Annotated in this window: 20 protein-coding genes; 10 read left to right on the forward strand and 10 right to left on the reverse strand. The window is 68.5% G+C overall.

Going from position 1 to position 16,213, the window contains the following annotated elements; genetic code table 11:
• Positions 1-57: 57 nt before the first annotated feature.
• The 4 genes from WEB29_00675 to WEB29_00690 form a co-directional block, all read right to left on the reverse strand.
• On the reverse strand, positions 58-1,404 hold the full coding sequence (locus tag WEB29_00675; protein ID MEX2135457.1) for a TrpB-like pyridoxal phosphate-dependent enzyme: 1,347 nt from the start codon (positions 1,402-1,404) through the stop codon (positions 58-60).
• Positions 1,405-1,765: 361 nt separating this feature from the next.
• Positions 1,766-2,245, reverse strand: coding sequence for a hypothetical protein (locus tag WEB29_00680; protein MEX2135458.1), 480 nt, complete (start codon positions 2,243-2,245; stop codon positions 1,766-1,768).
• Between the two features lie 35 nt (positions 2,246-2,280).
• Positions 2,281-3,633 carry an ATP-binding protein gene (locus tag WEB29_00685; GenBank protein ID MEX2135459.1) on the reverse strand — a complete coding sequence of 451 codons (1,353 nt, stop codon included), beginning with the start codon at positions 3,631-3,633 and terminating at the stop codon, positions 2,281-2,283.
• 4 nt (positions 3,634-3,637) lie between these two features.
• Positions 3,638-5,302, reverse strand: a complete 1,665-nt coding sequence (locus tag WEB29_00690) for an FAD-dependent oxidoreductase (GenBank protein MEX2135460.1) — start codon at positions 5,300-5,302, stop codon at positions 3,638-3,640.
• A 39-nt stretch (positions 5,303-5,341) separates the two neighbouring features.
• Between WEB29_00690 and WEB29_00695 the strand changes: the two genes are divergently transcribed.
• Positions 5,342-6,529, forward strand: coding sequence for an FAD-binding oxidoreductase (locus WEB29_00695; GenBank protein ID MEX2135461.1), 1,188 nt, complete (start codon positions 5,342-5,344; stop codon positions 6,527-6,529).
• Here the strand turns inward: WEB29_00695 and WEB29_00700 are convergent.
• The 3 genes from WEB29_00700 to WEB29_00710 are packed head-to-tail and all read right to left on the reverse strand — an operon-like array spanning position 6,526 to position 8,280.
• Positions 6,526-7,089, reverse strand: a complete 564-nt coding sequence (locus WEB29_00700; GenBank protein ID MEX2135462.1) for a hypothetical protein — start codon at positions 7,087-7,089, stop codon at positions 6,526-6,528. The two genes, WEB29_00695 and WEB29_00700, sit on opposite strands and share 4 nt — an antisense overlap.
• 4 nt (positions 7,090-7,093) lie before the next feature.
• Positions 7,094-7,948, reverse strand: coding sequence for a Rieske 2Fe-2S domain-containing protein (locus WEB29_00705; GenBank protein MEX2135463.1), 855 nt, complete (start codon positions 7,946-7,948; stop codon positions 7,094-7,096).
• Between the two features lie 2 nt (positions 7,949-7,950).
• The gene (locus tag WEB29_00710) at positions 7,951-8,280 is read right to left on the reverse strand and encodes a PadR family transcriptional regulator (protein MEX2135464.1); all 330 of its coding nucleotides are present in this window, start codon (positions 8,278-8,280) and stop codon (positions 7,951-7,953) included.
• A gap of 118 nt (positions 8,281-8,398) precedes the next feature.
• Between WEB29_00710 and WEB29_00715 the strand changes: the two genes are divergently transcribed.
• Positions 8,399-9,136, forward strand: coding sequence for a gamma-glutamyl-gamma-aminobutyrate hydrolase family protein (locus tag WEB29_00715; protein ID MEX2135465.1), 738 nt, complete (start codon positions 8,399-8,401; stop codon positions 9,134-9,136).
• 31 nt (positions 9,137-9,167) lie between these two features.
• On the opposite strand, the gene WEB29_00720 is transcribed toward WEB29_00715, so the two are convergent.
• The gene (locus WEB29_00720) at positions 9,168-10,343 is read right to left on the reverse strand and encodes a 6-phosphofructokinase (protein ID MEX2135466.1); all 1,176 of its coding nucleotides are present in this window, start codon (positions 10,341-10,343) and stop codon (positions 9,168-9,170) included.
• Positions 10,344-10,479: 136 nt separating this feature from the next.
• Between WEB29_00720 and WEB29_00725 the strand changes: the two genes are divergently transcribed.
• The 8 genes from WEB29_00725 to WEB29_00760 all read left to right on the forward strand — a co-directional run bounded on the left by WEB29_00725 (position 10,480) and on the right by WEB29_00760 (position 15,120).
• Positions 10,480-10,677 carry a hypothetical protein gene (locus tag WEB29_00725; protein MEX2135467.1) on the forward strand — a complete coding sequence of 66 codons (198 nt, stop codon included), beginning with the start codon at positions 10,480-10,482 and terminating at the stop codon, positions 10,675-10,677.
• A 22-nt stretch (positions 10,678-10,699) separates the two neighbouring features.
• A complete protein-coding gene (locus WEB29_00730) occupies positions 10,700-11,407 on the forward strand; it encodes an SOS response-associated peptidase (GenBank protein MEX2135468.1) in 708 nt (235 codons plus the stop codon).
• Complete coding sequence (locus WEB29_00735; protein MEX2135469.1) at positions 11,404-11,919, forward strand: AAA family ATPase; 516 nt, start codon at positions 11,404-11,406, stop codon at positions 11,917-11,919. Before WEB29_00730 ends, WEB29_00735 begins: the two co-directional genes overlap by 4 nt.
• A 358-nt stretch (positions 11,920-12,277) precedes the next feature.
• Positions 12,278-12,697: a DUF6855 family protein gene (locus WEB29_00740; protein MEX2135470.1), complete on the forward strand. Its 420-nt coding sequence runs from the start codon at positions 12,278-12,280 to the stop codon at positions 12,695-12,697.
• Between the two features lie 11 nt (positions 12,698-12,708).
• Complete coding sequence (locus WEB29_00745) at positions 12,709-13,272, forward strand: MBL fold metallo-hydrolase (GenBank protein MEX2135471.1); 564 nt, start codon at positions 12,709-12,711, stop codon at positions 13,270-13,272.
• Positions 13,273-13,331: 59 nt separating this feature from the next.
• Positions 13,332-13,991: a peptide-methionine (S)-S-oxide reductase MsrA gene (gene msrA, locus WEB29_00750; GenBank protein MEX2135472.1), complete on the forward strand. Its 660-nt coding sequence runs from the start codon at positions 13,332-13,334 to the stop codon at positions 13,989-13,991.
• 211 nt (positions 13,992-14,202) lie between these two features.
• Positions 14,203-14,562, forward strand: coding sequence for a hypothetical protein (locus tag WEB29_00755; GenBank protein ID MEX2135473.1), 360 nt, complete (start codon positions 14,203-14,205; stop codon positions 14,560-14,562).
• A gap of 429 nt (positions 14,563-14,991) precedes the next feature.
• Entirely contained in the window at positions 14,992-15,120 is a 129-nt protein-coding gene (locus WEB29_00760) for a helix-turn-helix transcriptional regulator (GenBank protein ID MEX2135474.1), read from the forward strand.
• A 71-nt stretch (positions 15,121-15,191) separates the two neighbouring features.
• Here WEB29_00760 and WEB29_00765 read toward each other — a convergent pair whose 3' ends face one another.
• Together WEB29_00765 and WEB29_00770 are read right to left on the reverse strand one after the other, a co-directional pair.
• Positions 15,192-15,458: a DUF6510 family protein gene (locus WEB29_00765; GenBank protein ID MEX2135475.1), complete on the reverse strand. Its 267-nt coding sequence runs from the start codon at positions 15,456-15,458 to the stop codon at positions 15,192-15,194.
• A gap of 14 nt (positions 15,459-15,472) precedes the next feature.
• Positions 15,473-16,210: a ferredoxin reductase gene (locus WEB29_00770; protein MEX2135476.1), complete on the reverse strand. Its 738-nt coding sequence runs from the start codon at positions 16,208-16,210 to the stop codon at positions 15,473-15,475.
• Positions 16,211-16,213: the final 3 nt, after the last annotated feature.

Consider the following 16,213-nt stretch of genomic DNA (forward strand, 5'->3'; position numbering starts at 1 on the left):
CGCGCCCACATCACCATGGCTCGCCGGCCGTCGCTGCCCCTGATCCGGGCAAGGCCTCTAGACCGCCACCGCCTCTCGCTGCGGCTCGTACTCGACGTCAACGAGGTCGCCGGCGAGGTACGCGTCGTAGGCGGCCATGTCGAAGTAGCCGTGCCCGGAGAGGTTGAACAGGATCACGCGGCTCTCCCCGGCCTCGCGAGCCTTGAGCGCCTCGTCGATCGCCGCCCGGATGGCGTGGCTCGACTCCGGCGCGGGGATGATCCCCTCGGTCCGCGCAAACTGCAGGCCGGCTTCAAACGACGTGTTCTGGGCATAGGCCCGCGCCTCGATGAAGCCCAGCTCGTAGAGATGAGAGACCATTGGCGCCATGCCGTGATAGCGCAGCCCACCGGCATGGATCGGGGCCGGCTTGAAGCCGTTCCCGAGCGTGTGCATCTTCACCAGGGGCGTCATCCCCACCGCATCGCCGAAGTCATACCGATACTCCCCCTTGGTCAGGGAGGGGCACGACGCCGGCTCGACCGCCAGGAATCGGGTCCTGGAGTCACCGGCCAGCTTGTCGCGCAGGAACGGGAAGGCGATTCCCGAGAAGTTCGAGCCGCCGCCCGCGCAGCCGATCACCACGTCCGGCTCCTCGCCGGCCATCGCCATCTGCTGGATGGCCTCCTGCCCGATCACCGTCTGGTGCAGCAGGACGTGGTTCAGGACGCTCCCCAGCGAGTACTTCGTGTCCTCGTTGGTGGCCGCCACCTCGACCGCCTCGCTGATCGCGATCCCCAGGCTGCCGGTCGAGTCGGGATCGGCCGCCAGGATGGTGCGTCCGGCATTCGTCTCCGTCGACGGCGACGGCACGACGGTGCCGCCGAACGTCTCGATGAAGCTGCGCCGATATGGCTTCTGCTCGTAGCTGACCCTGACCATGAAGACCTTGGTCTCGATCCCGAACAGGCTGCCGGCAAAGGCGAGCGCGCTCCCCCACTGCCCCGCGCCGGTCTCCGTCACCAGGCGGTTGATGCCCTCCGCCTTGTTGTAGAAAGCCTGCGCGATCGCCGTGTTGGGCTTGTGGGAGCCGGCCGGGCTGACCCCCTCGTACTTGTAGTAGATGTGCGCCGGCGTATCGAGCGCGCGCTCCAGGCCCAATGCGCGGATGAGCGGTGACGGCCGGTAGATGCGGTACGCCTCGCGCACCGGCTCCGGAATCTCGATGAAGCGCTCGGTGCTCACCTCCTGCTTGATGAGCTCCATCGGAAAGAGCGGCGCCAGGTCGGCAGGGCCGATCGGCTCGCGTGTGCCGGGGTGCAGCACGGGCGGTGCCGGCTCCGGCAGATCCGCCGCGATGTTGTAGAAGTGCGTCGGCAGCTCACTCTCGGGGAGCATGAACCGGCGCTGCTGTGGCTGGGACATCGGTGACCTCCTGAGAACAACAAACCCCTTCGTCTTGAAAGGACGAGGGGGTCTTCTCGTGGTGCCACCTTTGTTCCCCGGTGCTCTCACCCGGGCTCCTTCGACCGCGGCCCGCCGTTGCCGGCTGGCGATGGTCTCGGCCTCGATAACGGTGCCTCTCCGCCGGTCGCTACTGGCGCTGGACCGATGTCCGACGCGTTCTCGTCCGGAGCTCCCGGGTCCATTCGCCGGTCGCGCCGCCGCCGGGGTCCCACTGCTCCCGGCTCCCTGTGGGCTCGCCTGACCGGGTACTCGTCCCGATCGTCGCCGTATTCAGATGTGCCGCGGACGGTACGCGTTCTGCCCGGCCGATGTCAAGAACTCAAAATGGCTTGAACATCATCAGCCACAGGATGACCGCGACGCCGCCAATCCCGAGGACTGACATGCCGATGGTGTGCCAACTGTGTCGGGCGGCGTCGTAGGCAGCTTGGGGACCTCGATTCGACGGATCAGCGGTGCGCGCCGCGACGGCAGCCTCTGCGGCCTCCTGCACGAGGCCAAAGAACCCTCCACCGAAGCGCCACATCGCGACGGCGATGAATGCCAAGAGCACCAATGAGGTCCAGATCCAGCCGCTGCCCCACCACGAACCCATGAAGCCCGCGGCCGCCCCACTGGCCACGACGACAGCGAGCAGAATCCGGAGTCCGGTCGCGGTCGGAAGGTCGTTGAAGAAGGTCAGCATCCGCTCGGGATCGGCCTCGCGGCGCGTCGCCCACATCGCCGTCATGTGGACGCCGTGCGCCAGCATGAACGCCAAAACCGACGCCACGTGAACGAAGACGATCCACCCGTACATGCGCCGCCGACCGTACGCCGCGCGACGGCGGGCGGTCAAGGTGTCGGCGAACCTGCCTCTGCCGCTCGCGCCGGTAGGGTCACAGGAAGGGTGACGATGAAGCAGGTTCGTCCCGGCTCGGACTCGAGGTCGATCCGGCCGCCGTGGCGCACGACGACCTGGTGGCTGATGTGCAACCCCAGCCCGCTGCCGATCCCTGGCGGTTTGGTTGTAAAGAAAGGCTCGAAGATCTTCGCGGCCACCTCGGGCGGGATGCCCGGCCCGGTGTCACAGATCGTGACGGTGACCTCGTCGGCACCGTCGCGCTCGGCGCGGATGGAGATCGCGCCGCGCCCGTCCATCGCATCGGCGGCGTTGTCGATCAGGTTGGTCCAGACCTGGTTGAGCTCCGAGCCCCAGGCCTCGATCTCGGGCAGGTCCGGGTCGTAGTCGCCGGTCACCTCGATCCCGGCCTTGAGCTTGTGGCGCAGGATCACGAGGGTGTCGTCCAGGCCCTTTCGCACGTCGATGCGCTGCACGGGAGCCTGGTCGAGGTACGCGTACGACTTCACGGCGCCGACGATCTCGCTGATCCGGTCGCCGGCCATGCGCACCTCGCCGATCAGCGTCTCGACCGTGGCGGTGGCCGCCAGCCAGGCCGCCGCCTCGCGCACGGCGGAAGCATCCATGCCGGCGAAGGCGCCCCGCAGCTCATGGGTCGTCCAGCCGGCGTCCACCAGGGCGGCCGCCATCTCGGCGTCGCCGATCAGGGTCTCGATCTCGTCGACGGCATCGGCCCGGTCGAGGGCGTCGAGCGCGGCACGGCCGGCGGGGCGCAACAGCGTGAGCGAATGCGGCGGATGGAGGGCGTTGCGTGTCGCGATCGCCTGGTCGAGCGCATCCACCGAGCGGCGAATGGCCGCGGCGGGGTTGTTCAGCTCGTGCGCCAGGCCGGCGGCCAGCGTCCCGAGACCCGCCAGCTTCTCGCGCTGGCGCAGGGTCGCCTCCATCCCGCGCAGCCGCCCGATGACGGTGCGAATGATGCTGAGGGCGGCATCCGGACCCCCGGAGAGCAGGTCGCGCATGGCCAGGTACGGGATGCGCAGCACCTCGGCGTCCGAGACCGCCTGCACGGATGCCATCCGCTTGCCACGCTCGAGCGCCGCAAGCTCGCCCTGGATCGCCCCTGGGCCAACTCGCGCAAGTGGAATCTCGCTCGTCCCGGAGCGCTTTGTCACGTCGAACTCGCCAGAGACGACCACGAACAGGTCGTCGGCCTGGTCGCCCTCGTTGATCAGGAAGTCGCCCTCGCGCAGCGACATCGGGATGGCCTGGTCCGCCAAGCGCTGGAGGTTCTCGTCGGGCACCTCGGCAAAGATCGGCGTCGCCCGCAGGGCGTCGAGCACCATCGGCCTAAAGCCCGGACAGGTACTGGTGCACGAACTGCACCGCCATGGCGCCCTCGCCGACCGCGCTGGCAATCCGTTTGACGGACCGATGACGCACGTCGCCCGCCACGAAGATCCCGGGGAGGCTCGACTCGAGCAGGAATGGGTCCCGATCCAGGCCCCATCCAGCGGGCCGCTTGCCGTCCTCGGTCAGCTGCGCGCCGGTCAGCACGAAGCCGCCGGGATCGCGAATGACCGTTCCCTCCAGCCACTCGGTGCGGGGCTGCTGGCCGATGAAGACGAAGATGGCGGCCAGCGGCAGCTCCTCCTCGCCGTTCGGACCGGTGATGCTCACGGAGGCCAGGTGCCCCTCGCCGTGCGCTACGGTGATCGACGTCTCGAAGCGCACCTCGATATTCGAGCAGGCGCCGATCTGGTCGACCAGGTATTGGCTCATGCCCGACAACGCCGGCGTGCGGACCATCAGCACCACGCGCTTCGCAAAGCGGGACAGGTACACGGCGGCCTGTCCGGCGGAGTTGCCGCCACCCGCGACCCCCACCTCCTGGTCGCGGTACAGAACGGCCTCGGTAGTCGCGGCTCCGTAGTAGATGCCGGCCCCGGCCAGCTCGGCGGCGCCCGGCACGTCGAGCTGCCGGTAGCTGACCCCGGTCGCCACCACCACCGTCTGGCAGGACACGTCCCCCGCCGCGGCGAGCGTGACGACCCGGTACGGATCCTCGCGCCGGATCGCGGTCACCTCGTCCGGCGACAGGATCTCCGCCCCCAGCCGGCGCGCCTGGGCGAGGCCGCGGCGCGCCAGGTCCCCACCCGACAGCCCCGCCGGGAAGCCCAGGTAGTTCTCGATGCGGCTGGTGGTCCCGGCCTGCCCGCCCGGGGCCTCCTGCTCGACCAGGATCGTCTTGAGCCCCTCGCTGGAGGCGTAGACCGCCGCCGCCAGGCCCGCGGGCCCGCCTCCCACGATGACCAGGTCATAGAAGGGCAGCGCGGCACGCGTCTGCAGCCCGACCTTCTCGGCGATCTGCCGGGTCGAGGGGTCGCGCAGGGTCGAGCCGTCCGCGAACAGGATCAAGGGGATTGCCGGGTCGAGCGGATCCTCTCCGGCCAGGGAAGCGGCGAGCTTCCGTCCCTCGGCGTCTTCGGTCGGATCGAGCCACGCGTACGGGACCTGGTTGCGGGTCAGAAAGTCGCGGATGAGGTGCCCGCCCGGCGCCCAGCGCCCGGCCAGCAGGCGCACCCCCTCGAAGGCGGGTCGGAAGGTTGCGATCCAGTCCGAGAGCAGGTCGTCGAGGATCGGGTACAGCTTCTCGTCGGGCGGATCCCAGGGCTTGAGGATGTAATGGTCGAGGCGGATGTCGTTGATCGCCTTGATCGCGACGTCCGTGTCCGCGTACGCCGTCAGCAGCACGCGGCGGGCATCGGCCTGCAGCTCGACCGCCTGCGCCAGGAACTCGATCCCGGTCATCTGGGGCATCCGCTGGTCGACCATGAAGAGCGCGACCGCGCTGCCGCGCAGGGTCAGCTGCCGAACGGCCTCCAGGGCGTCCTGGCCGGAGTTGGCGGCCACGATCCGGTATTGATCCCCGTAGCGAGCGCGAAGGTCGCGCTCGACGGCGCGCAGGACAGGCAGATCGTCATCGACGGCCAGGATGACCGGCTTGGTGGCCATGGAGCGTCGAGTCTACTTGGCACGCGCTAGCATCGGCCTGTGACCAAGTCCGAGCACGCCGATGTCGTCATCGTCGGTGGCGCGATCGTGGGCAGCTGCGTCGCCACCTTCCTGGCTGGCCGGCCCGACTGGCATCGGCGGATCGTGGTGGTCGAGCGTGATCTCACCTTCCGGACTTCGTCCACCACGCTCTCTGCGGCCTCGATCCGGCTCCAGTTCAGCACCCCACTGAACATCGAGATCAGCCGGTTCGGGGTCGACGTGATCCGGAACCCGGGACGCTGGCTTTCGGTCGAGGGCGAGGCGGCTCCCGAGATCGACTTCGTGGAGGGCGGCTATCTCTTCCTGGCCAGCCCTGCCGGGTTGGCGATCCTCGAGAGCAACCACGCGGTGCAGCGCGAGCACGGCGTCCAGGTGGCGCTCATGACGCCGATGGAGCTGCGGACCCGATTCCCGTGGCTCAACGTCGACGACGTGGCGGGTGGCTCGCTCGGCCTGGCCGATGAGGGATGGTTCGACGCCTACGCCCTGCTGCAGGCATTCCGCCGCAAGGCCCGCTCGCGTGGCGTCGAGGAGCTCGCCGGCGAGGTGGTCGAGATCGAGCGTGACGGTGGCCGCGCAACCGGGGTCCGATTGGCCGATGGACGTCGCATCACGGCGGACTGGGTCGTCAATGCCGCCGGGCCGCGAGCGGGCGGCGTTGCCGCCATGGCCGGCCTCCAGCTGCCGGTCAGTCCGCGCAAGCGAATGGTCTTCCACTTCGACTGCCGCACGCGGGTGGAGAGCCCGCTGACGATTGACACCTCCGGGGTCTATTTCCGGCCGGAGGGGCCGAATTACATCGCCGGCTCCTCCCCGCACGGCGAGCAGCCGGATCCCGACACCCTTGACCTGGAGGTGGATCGGTCCTGGTTCGAGCAGGTGATCTGGCCGGCGATCGCCCACCGTGTTCCGGCCTTCGAGGCGATCCGCCTGCTCGACGCCTGGGCCGGCCACTACGAGGTGAACACGCTCGATCACAACGCCGTGATCGGTCCGCACCCTGACCTGCCCAACTTCCTGTTCGCGAACGGCTTCTCCGGGCACGGCCTGCAGCAGGCCCCCGCGGCCGGACGAGCGCTGTCCGAGTGGATCGCCACCGGCGATTACGAGACGATCGACGTGAGGCCGCTCGGCTACGAGCGGATCGCCGCCAACCAGCCCTACCGGGAGCTCAACGTCATCTAATCGGCCGGCAAGTTCAGCTCGTAGAGCTGCGGCACGAGGCGCAGGAACTCGTCGCATTCGCTCAGCGGTTCCGCCTGGCAGTTGGCCATCAGATAGGCCACGCCTCCGCGGCTGGGGATGGCATACGCCACCACGGCTACCTCGTCGGGCGTCCCACTGTCGAACGTGAGCCGGACCTCCACGGCAGGACCGATCGGCAGGAGGACCGATGAGCTCTCGTACGACTCCGGCCGCCGGCTCGAGATGATCGACAACAGCCACACCGCCAGGCTCGATTCCGTGAACGGAGGCGTCGGCTGTGACACGACGGTCGGCCCGATGGCCGCGACACCCACGGACGACGGGTTTGCGGCTGGGTCGTGAAACCCCGACACGATGCCGCTCTGGTTGTCGTCCAGCCTGAACTCCCCCGGAACCGTCACCGCCAGGTCGCGCTGTGCCGTCGTGAAGCGGATCCAGCCTTCCGGGACGGGTGGGCGCGAGGGAAGCGGGCTCGACGTTGGCGACGCGCATGCCGCCAGCAGGACCAGTGCCGCCATCCAGCCGCGCCTGGCGGTCATCGGCTTACTGGCATTTGCGTTCGTAGGGCGCCGCGTCGACGAAGGTGAGGGAGTTGACGTCCTGCCGGTCGAGGGTCCCCAACGTGTACTGCGAGGTGTCGATGACGACGACCCCTTTCGCGTTGATCTGCACCGCGAAGCGATCCATGCCGCGCTGTGCCGGCCCCTCCTTGAGCTTCTCGCCGATGATGTTGTAGGTGCTGCCATGGCAGCGGCAGGTGAATCGCTTGAGCTCGTCGCACAGCCCCGGCACCTGGCAGCCAAGGTGCGGGCACTTCCGATACAGGGCCAGCAGCTGATCGGCACTCGGGTCCGGGATCAAGGCCTCGTGTCCGAGGGCCAGTTCCTTCGCGGCAGGCACGTTGATCAGGAAGGACCGGGCGGTCCCCACCGGGTACGGCCAGCCATTGGCGAATGAGGGCTGTTCGGCCAGGATGTCGGCCAGCGTTCCGACCGGGAACTTCGCCCCCAGCCCGGAGCGGATCTGCGGCCAGAGGAAGGCGATGCTTCCGCCGATGAATTCCAGCGCCAGGATGCCCGCCCCCACCCCCAGCATGCGACCCATGAACGCGCGCCGGCTGAGCTCGCCGATCGGCTGCTTTTCGACCACGCCATACGGTCGGGGAACGGGCACTGCCATGACGACCTCCCTGCGCGGCATGGCCGCGACCAACTGAGTCGGTGGCCTGACCAGCCGGTGCAGCCGCGCGTCAAGGCCACCGCGCGCTAGGTCGAGCAGGTCTCGCCAGCCGGGCTCGCGCTCGGCGAGCAGCGCTGCCATCTCCGCGCCGTAGCGTTCGCGCCAGCGGCGCGGGTATGCGCGCAGGACGAGGCCGACCGCCCGGGCGGGAGCGGGCATCGTCAGCCGTTCGCTGCGCCCAGGCGAGCGCGGCCGACCTGGACCAGCCGCCGCATCTCGGCCAGGTGGCTGCTCAGCGCCTCCGAGCCGGCGCCCGTCAGTCGATAGGGCCGCCGGCGGTCCTCGGGCCCCATCGGCTCGATCAGCCCGCGCCGCTCCAGTCGCGCGAGGGCGGCGTACAGCGTGCCGGGGCCGATCGGGCTCGCCGCGAAGACGTTGACGTCGGTCATGATCGCGTAGCCGTGCTTCGGAGCGTCGGCAAGGCTCAGCAGGATGAGGAGCGCCGGCTCGGCAAATCGGCCCAGGTCGCTGGTGGATCGGTCAGTTCCCAAGATGCGCCTCCCATCGGTCGTGAACCGATATAGCGCTACCCGCTATATCGTCGCGCGTACTATGCGCGCCAGCCTCGCGGGCGTCAAGGGTCACCCGGCGGGCAGGTAGGATGACCGCATGGATCGGCCTCGCATCGTCACGACCCTCGCCAATCCCGCCAGCTCCCCCGATCCCTCGGTGGCTGAGCTCAAGAACCGCCGATACGTCGAGGCACTGGAAAGGGCGGGTGCAGCTCCGGTGCCGCTCGACGAGCGGACATCAGCGGCCGAACGGGCGGCGGCCTTTGCCGCGATGGACGGGCTGCTCCTCTCCGGTGGCGCCGATATCGACCCGGCTCGCTACGGGGAGGCGCCCGCCGGGGCCAGGGCCGCCGAGCCGGGACGCGATGCCCTGGAGGACGAGGCGTTCCATGCGGCTATGGAGGCCGGGGTGCCGATCCTCGGGGTCTGCCGCGGACTCCAGGCGATCAACGTCTTCGCCGGTGGCTCGCTGGTCCAGCACCTCGACGACCACGAGAGCAGCCCGTACCCGTCGCCGGACGTGACGCGGCATCGGCTCGAGCTCAGCGGGGGGTCGCGGTTGGCAGCGATCCTCGGCGACTCGAACGACCTGGTGGTCAACAGCTACCACCACCAGGCGATCACTGCCGATCGCGTGGCGCCTGGACTGCGGATATCGGCCGTTGCCGAGCACGCGGACGCGGGCGAACTGGTGGAGGGAGTGGAGTCAACGGATCCTGACCGCTGGCTGATTGGGGTCCAGTGCCACCCGGAGAGGACCGAGTCGTCACCCCCGGTCCTCGAGCGCCTGTGGGCATCGTTCGTGGCGGCGTGTATGGACCGGGCTGGGCGGTAGGGGATAGTCCACCGGCCAGCGCCAACGCGGCCTACGCCCCGATCGAGGGTCCCAGCAGGAGCGGCATCCCGAGCCGATGGTCGTACATCGGCCGGAACCGCTCGGTGCTGTACATGGTCGCCACGGCCACGTGCCGTGGACCCAGGGCCGGGTCCGGCAGGGCGGCGTGCGAGTACTTGCCATCGCGAATCGCGACCATTCGCCCGTGCACACCAGCGGCAAGCAGGTCGACCGCCACGTTCGCGAAGGTGGTCGCCACCATCTGGTCGAGGGCATCGGGATCGCCGCTGCGCAGGTCATAGGTGAGGTCGGAATGGACGGCCTCCACGCCGGTGCGCCTGTGCAGTTCATCGGCCAGCATCGAGCCGACATCGACCGGTCGACGGTGGCCGTAGGCGTCGGGTTCTCCGTACTCCTCCAGCGTCCCTCCGGCCCAAGAGGCTCCCTCAGATGCGATCACCAGCGCATAGCGACTCGGGTTGGCGGCGCGATCCTCGGCCAGCAGCTTGGCGAGCTTGTCCAGGTCGAAAGGGGCCTCGGGGATGACGCAGCGGGTGCTCGTCACGTAGGCGGCGTACCAGGCCGAGTAGCCGCTGTTGCGCCCGAAGATGCGAAAGACGCCGATCCGTTCGTGGCTGCCCAGCGTGGTCCGCTGCCGGTTGATGAGCTCTTTGGCCCGCGTGACGGCGGTCGAGAAGCCGACGCAATACTCGGTCCCCTGCACGTCGTTGTCCATCGTCTTGGGAATGGCGACCAGCGGAACCCCCTCGCGCGCGAGCCGGTCGGCGTATCCCAGGGTGTCGTCCCCGCCGATGGCGACCAGGTGGGTGAGCCCCAGGCGTTCGATGTTCTCCAGCACCACTGGCGTCAGGTCATAACGACCCTCGGCCACCTCGAGCCCGGCCAGGCGCCCGGGGTCGAGCTGCTCGGGCAGGCGATCCTGCTTCATGCGGGCCGGGTTGGTGCGTGAGGTATGCAGGATGGTGCCCCCGCTCCGGTCGATGGTCCGCGTGCTCTCGCGACTGAGCGCGACCACGAACTCGCCATCCGAAGCGGCCGCAGGACCCAGGTGGGTCAGGCCTTTCCATCCTCGCCGAATGCCGATCGTCTCCCAGCCGATCTCCCAGCCTCGATAGACGACGCTCTTGATGATGGAATTGAGCCCCGGCACGTCGCCGCCGCCGGTCAGGATGCCGATGCGTGTCACGCCACCATCATGCCGCGCCGGGCGACGGCTCGTCATCGCCTCCACGCGCCTGGGCCCGCTTGTGCCGGAGCCCGTTCTCGGGCACAATATGCGTCCCCGCCGCGACGCCCGCGGTCCCCCTGCGCCAAGGATCGAGATGACAACGACAACCACGACGAACGAACGACGCTACGTGACCTGGCGCCTGCCAGACCGGCAGTTCTCGAAGGTGCATCTGCAGCGCGATCCGGAGCAGACGATCTGCGGCCGGACCCTGCCACGCGCCACCGGCTCGCCGCAGCCACCGATCCCCGACGCGGCCATGTGCCAGGAGTGCGCGGCCTCGGAGGCCTGAGCCTCCCGTCCTCCCCGGGAAGATGTGCGGTCGATTCGCGCAGCCGCGCTCGGCCGAGGAGCTGGCCCTCATCTTCCACGCGCGGCCGGCCGCGGACATTGCCGGCGACCGATTCAACGTCGCCCCGACCGACGAGGTGGCGGCGGTCGTCGAGCACCACGGTGAGCGCACCGTCGACGCCTTCCGCTGGGGCCTGGTCCCCTTCTTCGCCAAGACAGCCAGGGGTGGCGCGGGCCTGATCAATGCCCGCGCGGAAACGGCTGAGACATCGCCGGCCTTCCGCTCGGCATTTGCGGACCACCGCTGCATCATCCCGGCCGATGCCTTCTACGAATGGCGACGCCGTCGCGATCCAGGTACGGGCCGCGTCGTCCGATCGGAGCCCTTCGCGGTGCGCCGATCCGATGGGGAACCACTCGCCCTCGCCGGGCTCTGGTCGAGCTGGCGCGACCCCGATACGGCGGCTCGCCTCTATACGTGCTCGATCCTGACCACCGATCCGAACGAGCTCGTGGCTCGCCTCCACGACCGGATGCCGGTCGTCCTCGACCCGACGGCCTGGGACGCCTGGCTGAACGAGACGACGTCGGCCATAGAGGTTCGGTCGCTGCTGCGCCCTGCGCCAGCAGAGTCCCTGGATGCATACGCCGTCTCACCGGCGGTCAACAACGTGCGGAATGAGGGACCCGAGCTGCTGGCTCCCCTCTCGCGTTGGAGCGACGGCGTGTGACCATTCGCATCCCCGGCGATGCCATGGTCGTCCTGGTCGGCCCGAGCGGATCGGGAAAGAGCACCTTCGCGACACGCCACTTCATGCCCACCCGGGTGCTCTCGTCCGATGCACTGCGCGCCATGGTCGCGGACGATGCAAACGACCAGACGGCGACGAATGCGGCGTTCGAGCTGCTCCATACGGCGCTGGCCATGCGCCTCGCCCGTCGCAAGCTCACGGTGGTCGATGCGACGAGCGTCGAGAGCTGGGCCCGAGAGCGCCTGCTGGCGGTGGCGAGGCGGCTCGGCCGCCCCGCTGCGGCGATCGTCTTCAACCTGCCGCTTGCCACATGCCTGGAGCGGAATGCGGCGCGCACCGATCGACGGCTTCCGCCCGCGTCGATCAAGCGCCAGCACGCGTTCATGCGGGCGTCCCTGGACGGACTCGCCGCCGAGGGGTTCGATCCGATCGCGGTGCTCACGACGATCGATGAGGTGGAGGCGATGAGCGTCGAGCACGGCGACCGCTAGACCTCGGTGGTGGTGGCGACCGCCACGTCCCGCTCGTAAACCACAGCCCACCGTGGGTCGCTCACTGGCGGGATCCTTCAAGGAGGCGGGCAATGAAATGCCCCGAAGGAACTGCGCCCGGCGCCGCAGTGCGAGACTGCCACACCGGTACCGGAACGCTTGATGCAATCTCGTGATCCGGTATCGCTGCCCCTTCGGGACGACCGCAGAATAGCCCGCTCTGCCTGGGAGCGGCAACCCCATTTATCCCCGAGTTTCTTGGACCGATTCGTCCTTTTCCACAGGCCTTCCCCAACCCGGTCCAGTGCCGGTCTCGCCGCGCGTAGAATCGTGTCTCCACACCACTGGAGACGTTTCGATGACGGCGAGCCGAGCAACGGGATCGGGCACGAAGGCCGACCCCTGGGAGCTGCGGACTCCGACCGGAACCTCGGAGTACGAGATGTATCGCGACGAGACGCTCGATCCGCCCGCGATCGTGTGCCAGGTGGGGTCCACCCAGCTGCGCTACGACCTTCGCGCGATCGAGGATCTGCACGCGAGGCTGAAAGCCCACGGCGACTGGATGCCGCTCGGCAGTGCGGACGAGCAGAAAGAGGCGGCCGAGGGAACGGTCGAATCGTGGGGCCGCTCCCCGGACAACCCGGTTGGGGGCTGGTACGGCCTGAAGAAGGGCCTGCGCGGCCGATTCGGGATGTACATGCCACCCCTGCTCGAAGCGTTGGGGCTCGCCGAGGTCGAGCACAACCCCAAGAACAACCGGATGCGGGCCCTCTAGGCCACCGCCAGGTGGCCGCGGCGCATCACCTTCTCCACGCGGGCTACGTCCGGGACGACGGCGTGGCGAGCAGCGTCAGCCTCGTGCTCGACGGTGCGGCGGTGATCGTGGTGGACCCGGGGATGGTGGCGGATCCGGAGCTGATCCTTGCTCCTCTCCGCCGGCTGGGCATGAGGCCCGGTGACGTCACCCACGTGGTCGTCACCCACCACCATCCCGATCACACCATCAACATCGGTCTTTTCGAAAACGCCGAGGTGGTCGACTTCTGGGCGCGCTATCGGGGCGACCAGTGGCTCGACCATGAAGGAGACGGATACCAGGTCAGCGACCATGCGCGGCTGATCCTGACGCCCGGTCACACCAACCAGGATGCGACCCTGTTGGTTGAGACCGATGCGGGCGTCGTGGCCTGCACTCATGCCTGGTGGCGGACCGACCGAACGCCGGAGGTCGATCCGCTGGCCGATGACCAATGGGCGCTGGAGACGAGCCGCGCCCGAATATTGGCAGAGGCGGACATCGTCGTTCCAGGCCATGGCGAGTCGTTTGCAACCGGTCGTCACTCGATCTGACAACGAACCTTCATCGAGCCTTCACCCGACCCTGTCTCGCCTCACGTAGACTTCGCTCCATGTTCAGCTTCGGTCACAAGTCCAGCATGCCCGATCCGGCCGACGCGCACCGCGGCCGCACCGAGCCCCTCCCCACCGCAGAGCGCCACCTTGTCAATGGACAGCCGCTGACGGGCCCGTATCCCGATGGTGCCCAGGTCATCGACTTCGCCCTTGGCTGCTTCTGGGGCGCCGAGAAGGACTTCTGGCAGGTGCCAGGCGTCATCGTCACCGCCGTCGGCTACCAGGGTGGCTTCACGCCCAACGCCAACTACAACGAGGTCTGCTCGGGACGCACCGGCCATGCCGAAAGCGTGCGCGTGGTCTACGACCCGCAACGGGTCAGCGTCGAAGAGCTGCTGCGGGTCTTCTGGGAGCACCATGACCCGACCCAGGGCTACCGCCAGGGGAACGACATGGGGACCCAGTATCGGTCAGCTATCTTCACCCACACCGATGCCCAGCGGGACGCCGCCAACGCGTCGCGGGCGATGTACCAGGCCGAGCTTTCGAAGGCCGGCTACGGTGCCATCACCACCGAGATCGTGGATGCCCCGGAGTTCTACTTCGCCGAGGACTACCACCAGCAATACCTGGCCAGGAACCCGGCTGGTTACTGCCCCATCCACGCCACCGGTGTTAGGTTCGCCGGACCGATCCAGCAGATGCAGCAGGTCTAGCCCGCGGACCCTGGGCCCGCGGATGAGCGGTCGCGCCGCACCGGCGGAACCAAACAGCGGATGCCTGCGTCGGGACGGCGTGCGCAAGGCGCTTGCGGTCGCCGTCCTTCTCGCGACCTCGGGGTGTTCGTTGCCGTGGGAGGTCCACGATCCCCCGGAGGCGTTCCTTGATCCGGAGCGTCCGCCGGCGCTCTCTATCTTTCCTCCCCTCGTGGATTCCGAGATCGCCGTCGACATTCCAGCCTTTGCCTACTGCTGGGGCCCGCTCGATGGTCGTGGAGTGGAAACCTGCGTTGAGGCGGAGCCCGACTTCGATGAGATGCCGGTCAGCCTGCCCGCACCGGGTGACGTCGCCCTTAGCTGGATAAACCTCACGGGCTGGTCCTTCACCGCATCGGCCACGGAGGTGGACGGCCCAGCCAACAGCCCGGCGGAGCTGGTGGTGAGAGAGGAGAACGACCTTCTCATCACCATGCCCAAGGCCGGTGTCTGGGATGTGACCCTCCAGGGCCAAGGGCCGCAGGGTGACGCGGCGTATGCCTTCCGCGTGTCGGTGGGCGGAGCCGACTGACCGGCACAGCGTCCCGGAGCCATGCGGCAGATCTAGCGGTTTTCACGGCCGGCACTTGCGGATTAGGGACCATCGAGCCCCTTGGCGCTGTCGCTTTTCGCCGCGGCAATCCGGCAACGTCGCCTACTTCTTCTTCGGCGCTGCCTTCTTGGCGGCCGGCTTGGCCGCTGCCTTCTTGGCGGCCGGCTTGGCCGCTGCCTTCTTGGCGGCCGGCTTGTCGTGGTGGCTCATTGCTCGGCTCCCTGTGGAAAGGAGATCGACAGGCCGATTCTAGGCAGACGCTACGGTCGCGGTTCCGCAGTTCGCGCAGAACTTCGCGCCGCGGCGAGGTCGTTCCCACCCTTCACCGAGCTTCGGCGCGGCGTTGCCGAGTACTGCGTGCTCGCCGTCCTGCGCGATGCCGAGTCGTACGCGTTCGACATCGTGCGCGTGCTGGCCCAGGCCGGAGGCCTGGTGACGAGTGAAGGAACGATCTATCCCCTGCTTGCGAGGCTGCGCCGCGATGACCTGGTGACAACCTCATGGCGCAAATGGATATCAGTCCGTTCACCCTGTTGATCCCGCTGGCGGGGATCCTGGCCGCCATCTACCTGGTGGTAGTGCTGCGGCGACGCGGGCGCTGACCGGCGTCAGACGGCGCGGATCTCGAGGTAGGCAGCGCCGCTCACGTCGATGAGCGTGCGCGACGGGGTCCGAACGATCCGCACCACCACGTCGCGGCAGATGCAGCAGCGCAGCGTCACGCCGGGGCCCTGCGTCCAGGCCAGCAGCGTGCCCATCGCGCCAACATTGCCGCAATGGTTGCAGCGGTGGATCGCAGCCGTCATCTCGAAGCCGAACAGTTCCGCCAGGTCTCCCGCAATCGCGTTCGCGTCCAGCATCAGCGTGTCCTGCATCTGACGGTCTCCTTTCAGCTCGTGGGTCCGAAGCGCTCGGTGCGCACCTGCGCCGGCGGCACGCCGTGCTCCACCAGTCCATTGGCGGCTGCCTCGACCAGCAGGGTCGGGCCGCAGATGTAGACCAGCGGATCAGGACCGGCGGCATCGATCGCCTCGGTCAGCATGGGCCGATCGATGCGGCGGTCATATCCGGCCCAGCCTGCGGGATGAGAGCGCGTCAGGGTCTGAATGACCCGCAGCCCGGCGTCGCCGGAGTCCAGCGAGGCGAGCTCGTCGCGGTAGATGACGTCGTCGTAGGTGCGCGAGGAATAGAGGAGGACCGCCGCCGGCTTCGGCTCGGCCGATGCACGCTCCCGCAGCATCGCCATCAGCGGGACGATGCCAGAGCCGCCGGCGACCAGGACCAGCGGTCCGCCGATGGCAGGCTCCCAGACGAAATAGCCGCCGATCGGCCCGCGCACCTCGACCTGATCCCCCACCGTCAGGATGTCATGGAAATACGGTGGTACCTCCCCGTCGGCGATCTTCTCGATCGTGAGATCTACCTCGCCCGTGCGGGAAGGAGGGGAGGCGATCGAGTACGAGCGCTGAGCCTGGTAGCCATCGGACGCGGTGAGGCGAACGTCGTAATGCTGCCCGGCGCGGTGAACCCGCCAGTTCGGCAGCCTGAGCGTGAAGGAGCTGACCTCCGGCGTTTCGGCGCGGATGGCGGTGACCGTTGCGATCTGCCAGGCGAGGGGCTCAGGCATCGG

The organism is Chloroflexota bacterium (assembly GCA_040902225.1).
Taxonomy (GTDB): Bacteria; Chloroflexota; Limnocylindria; order QHBO01; family QHBO01; genus CF-167.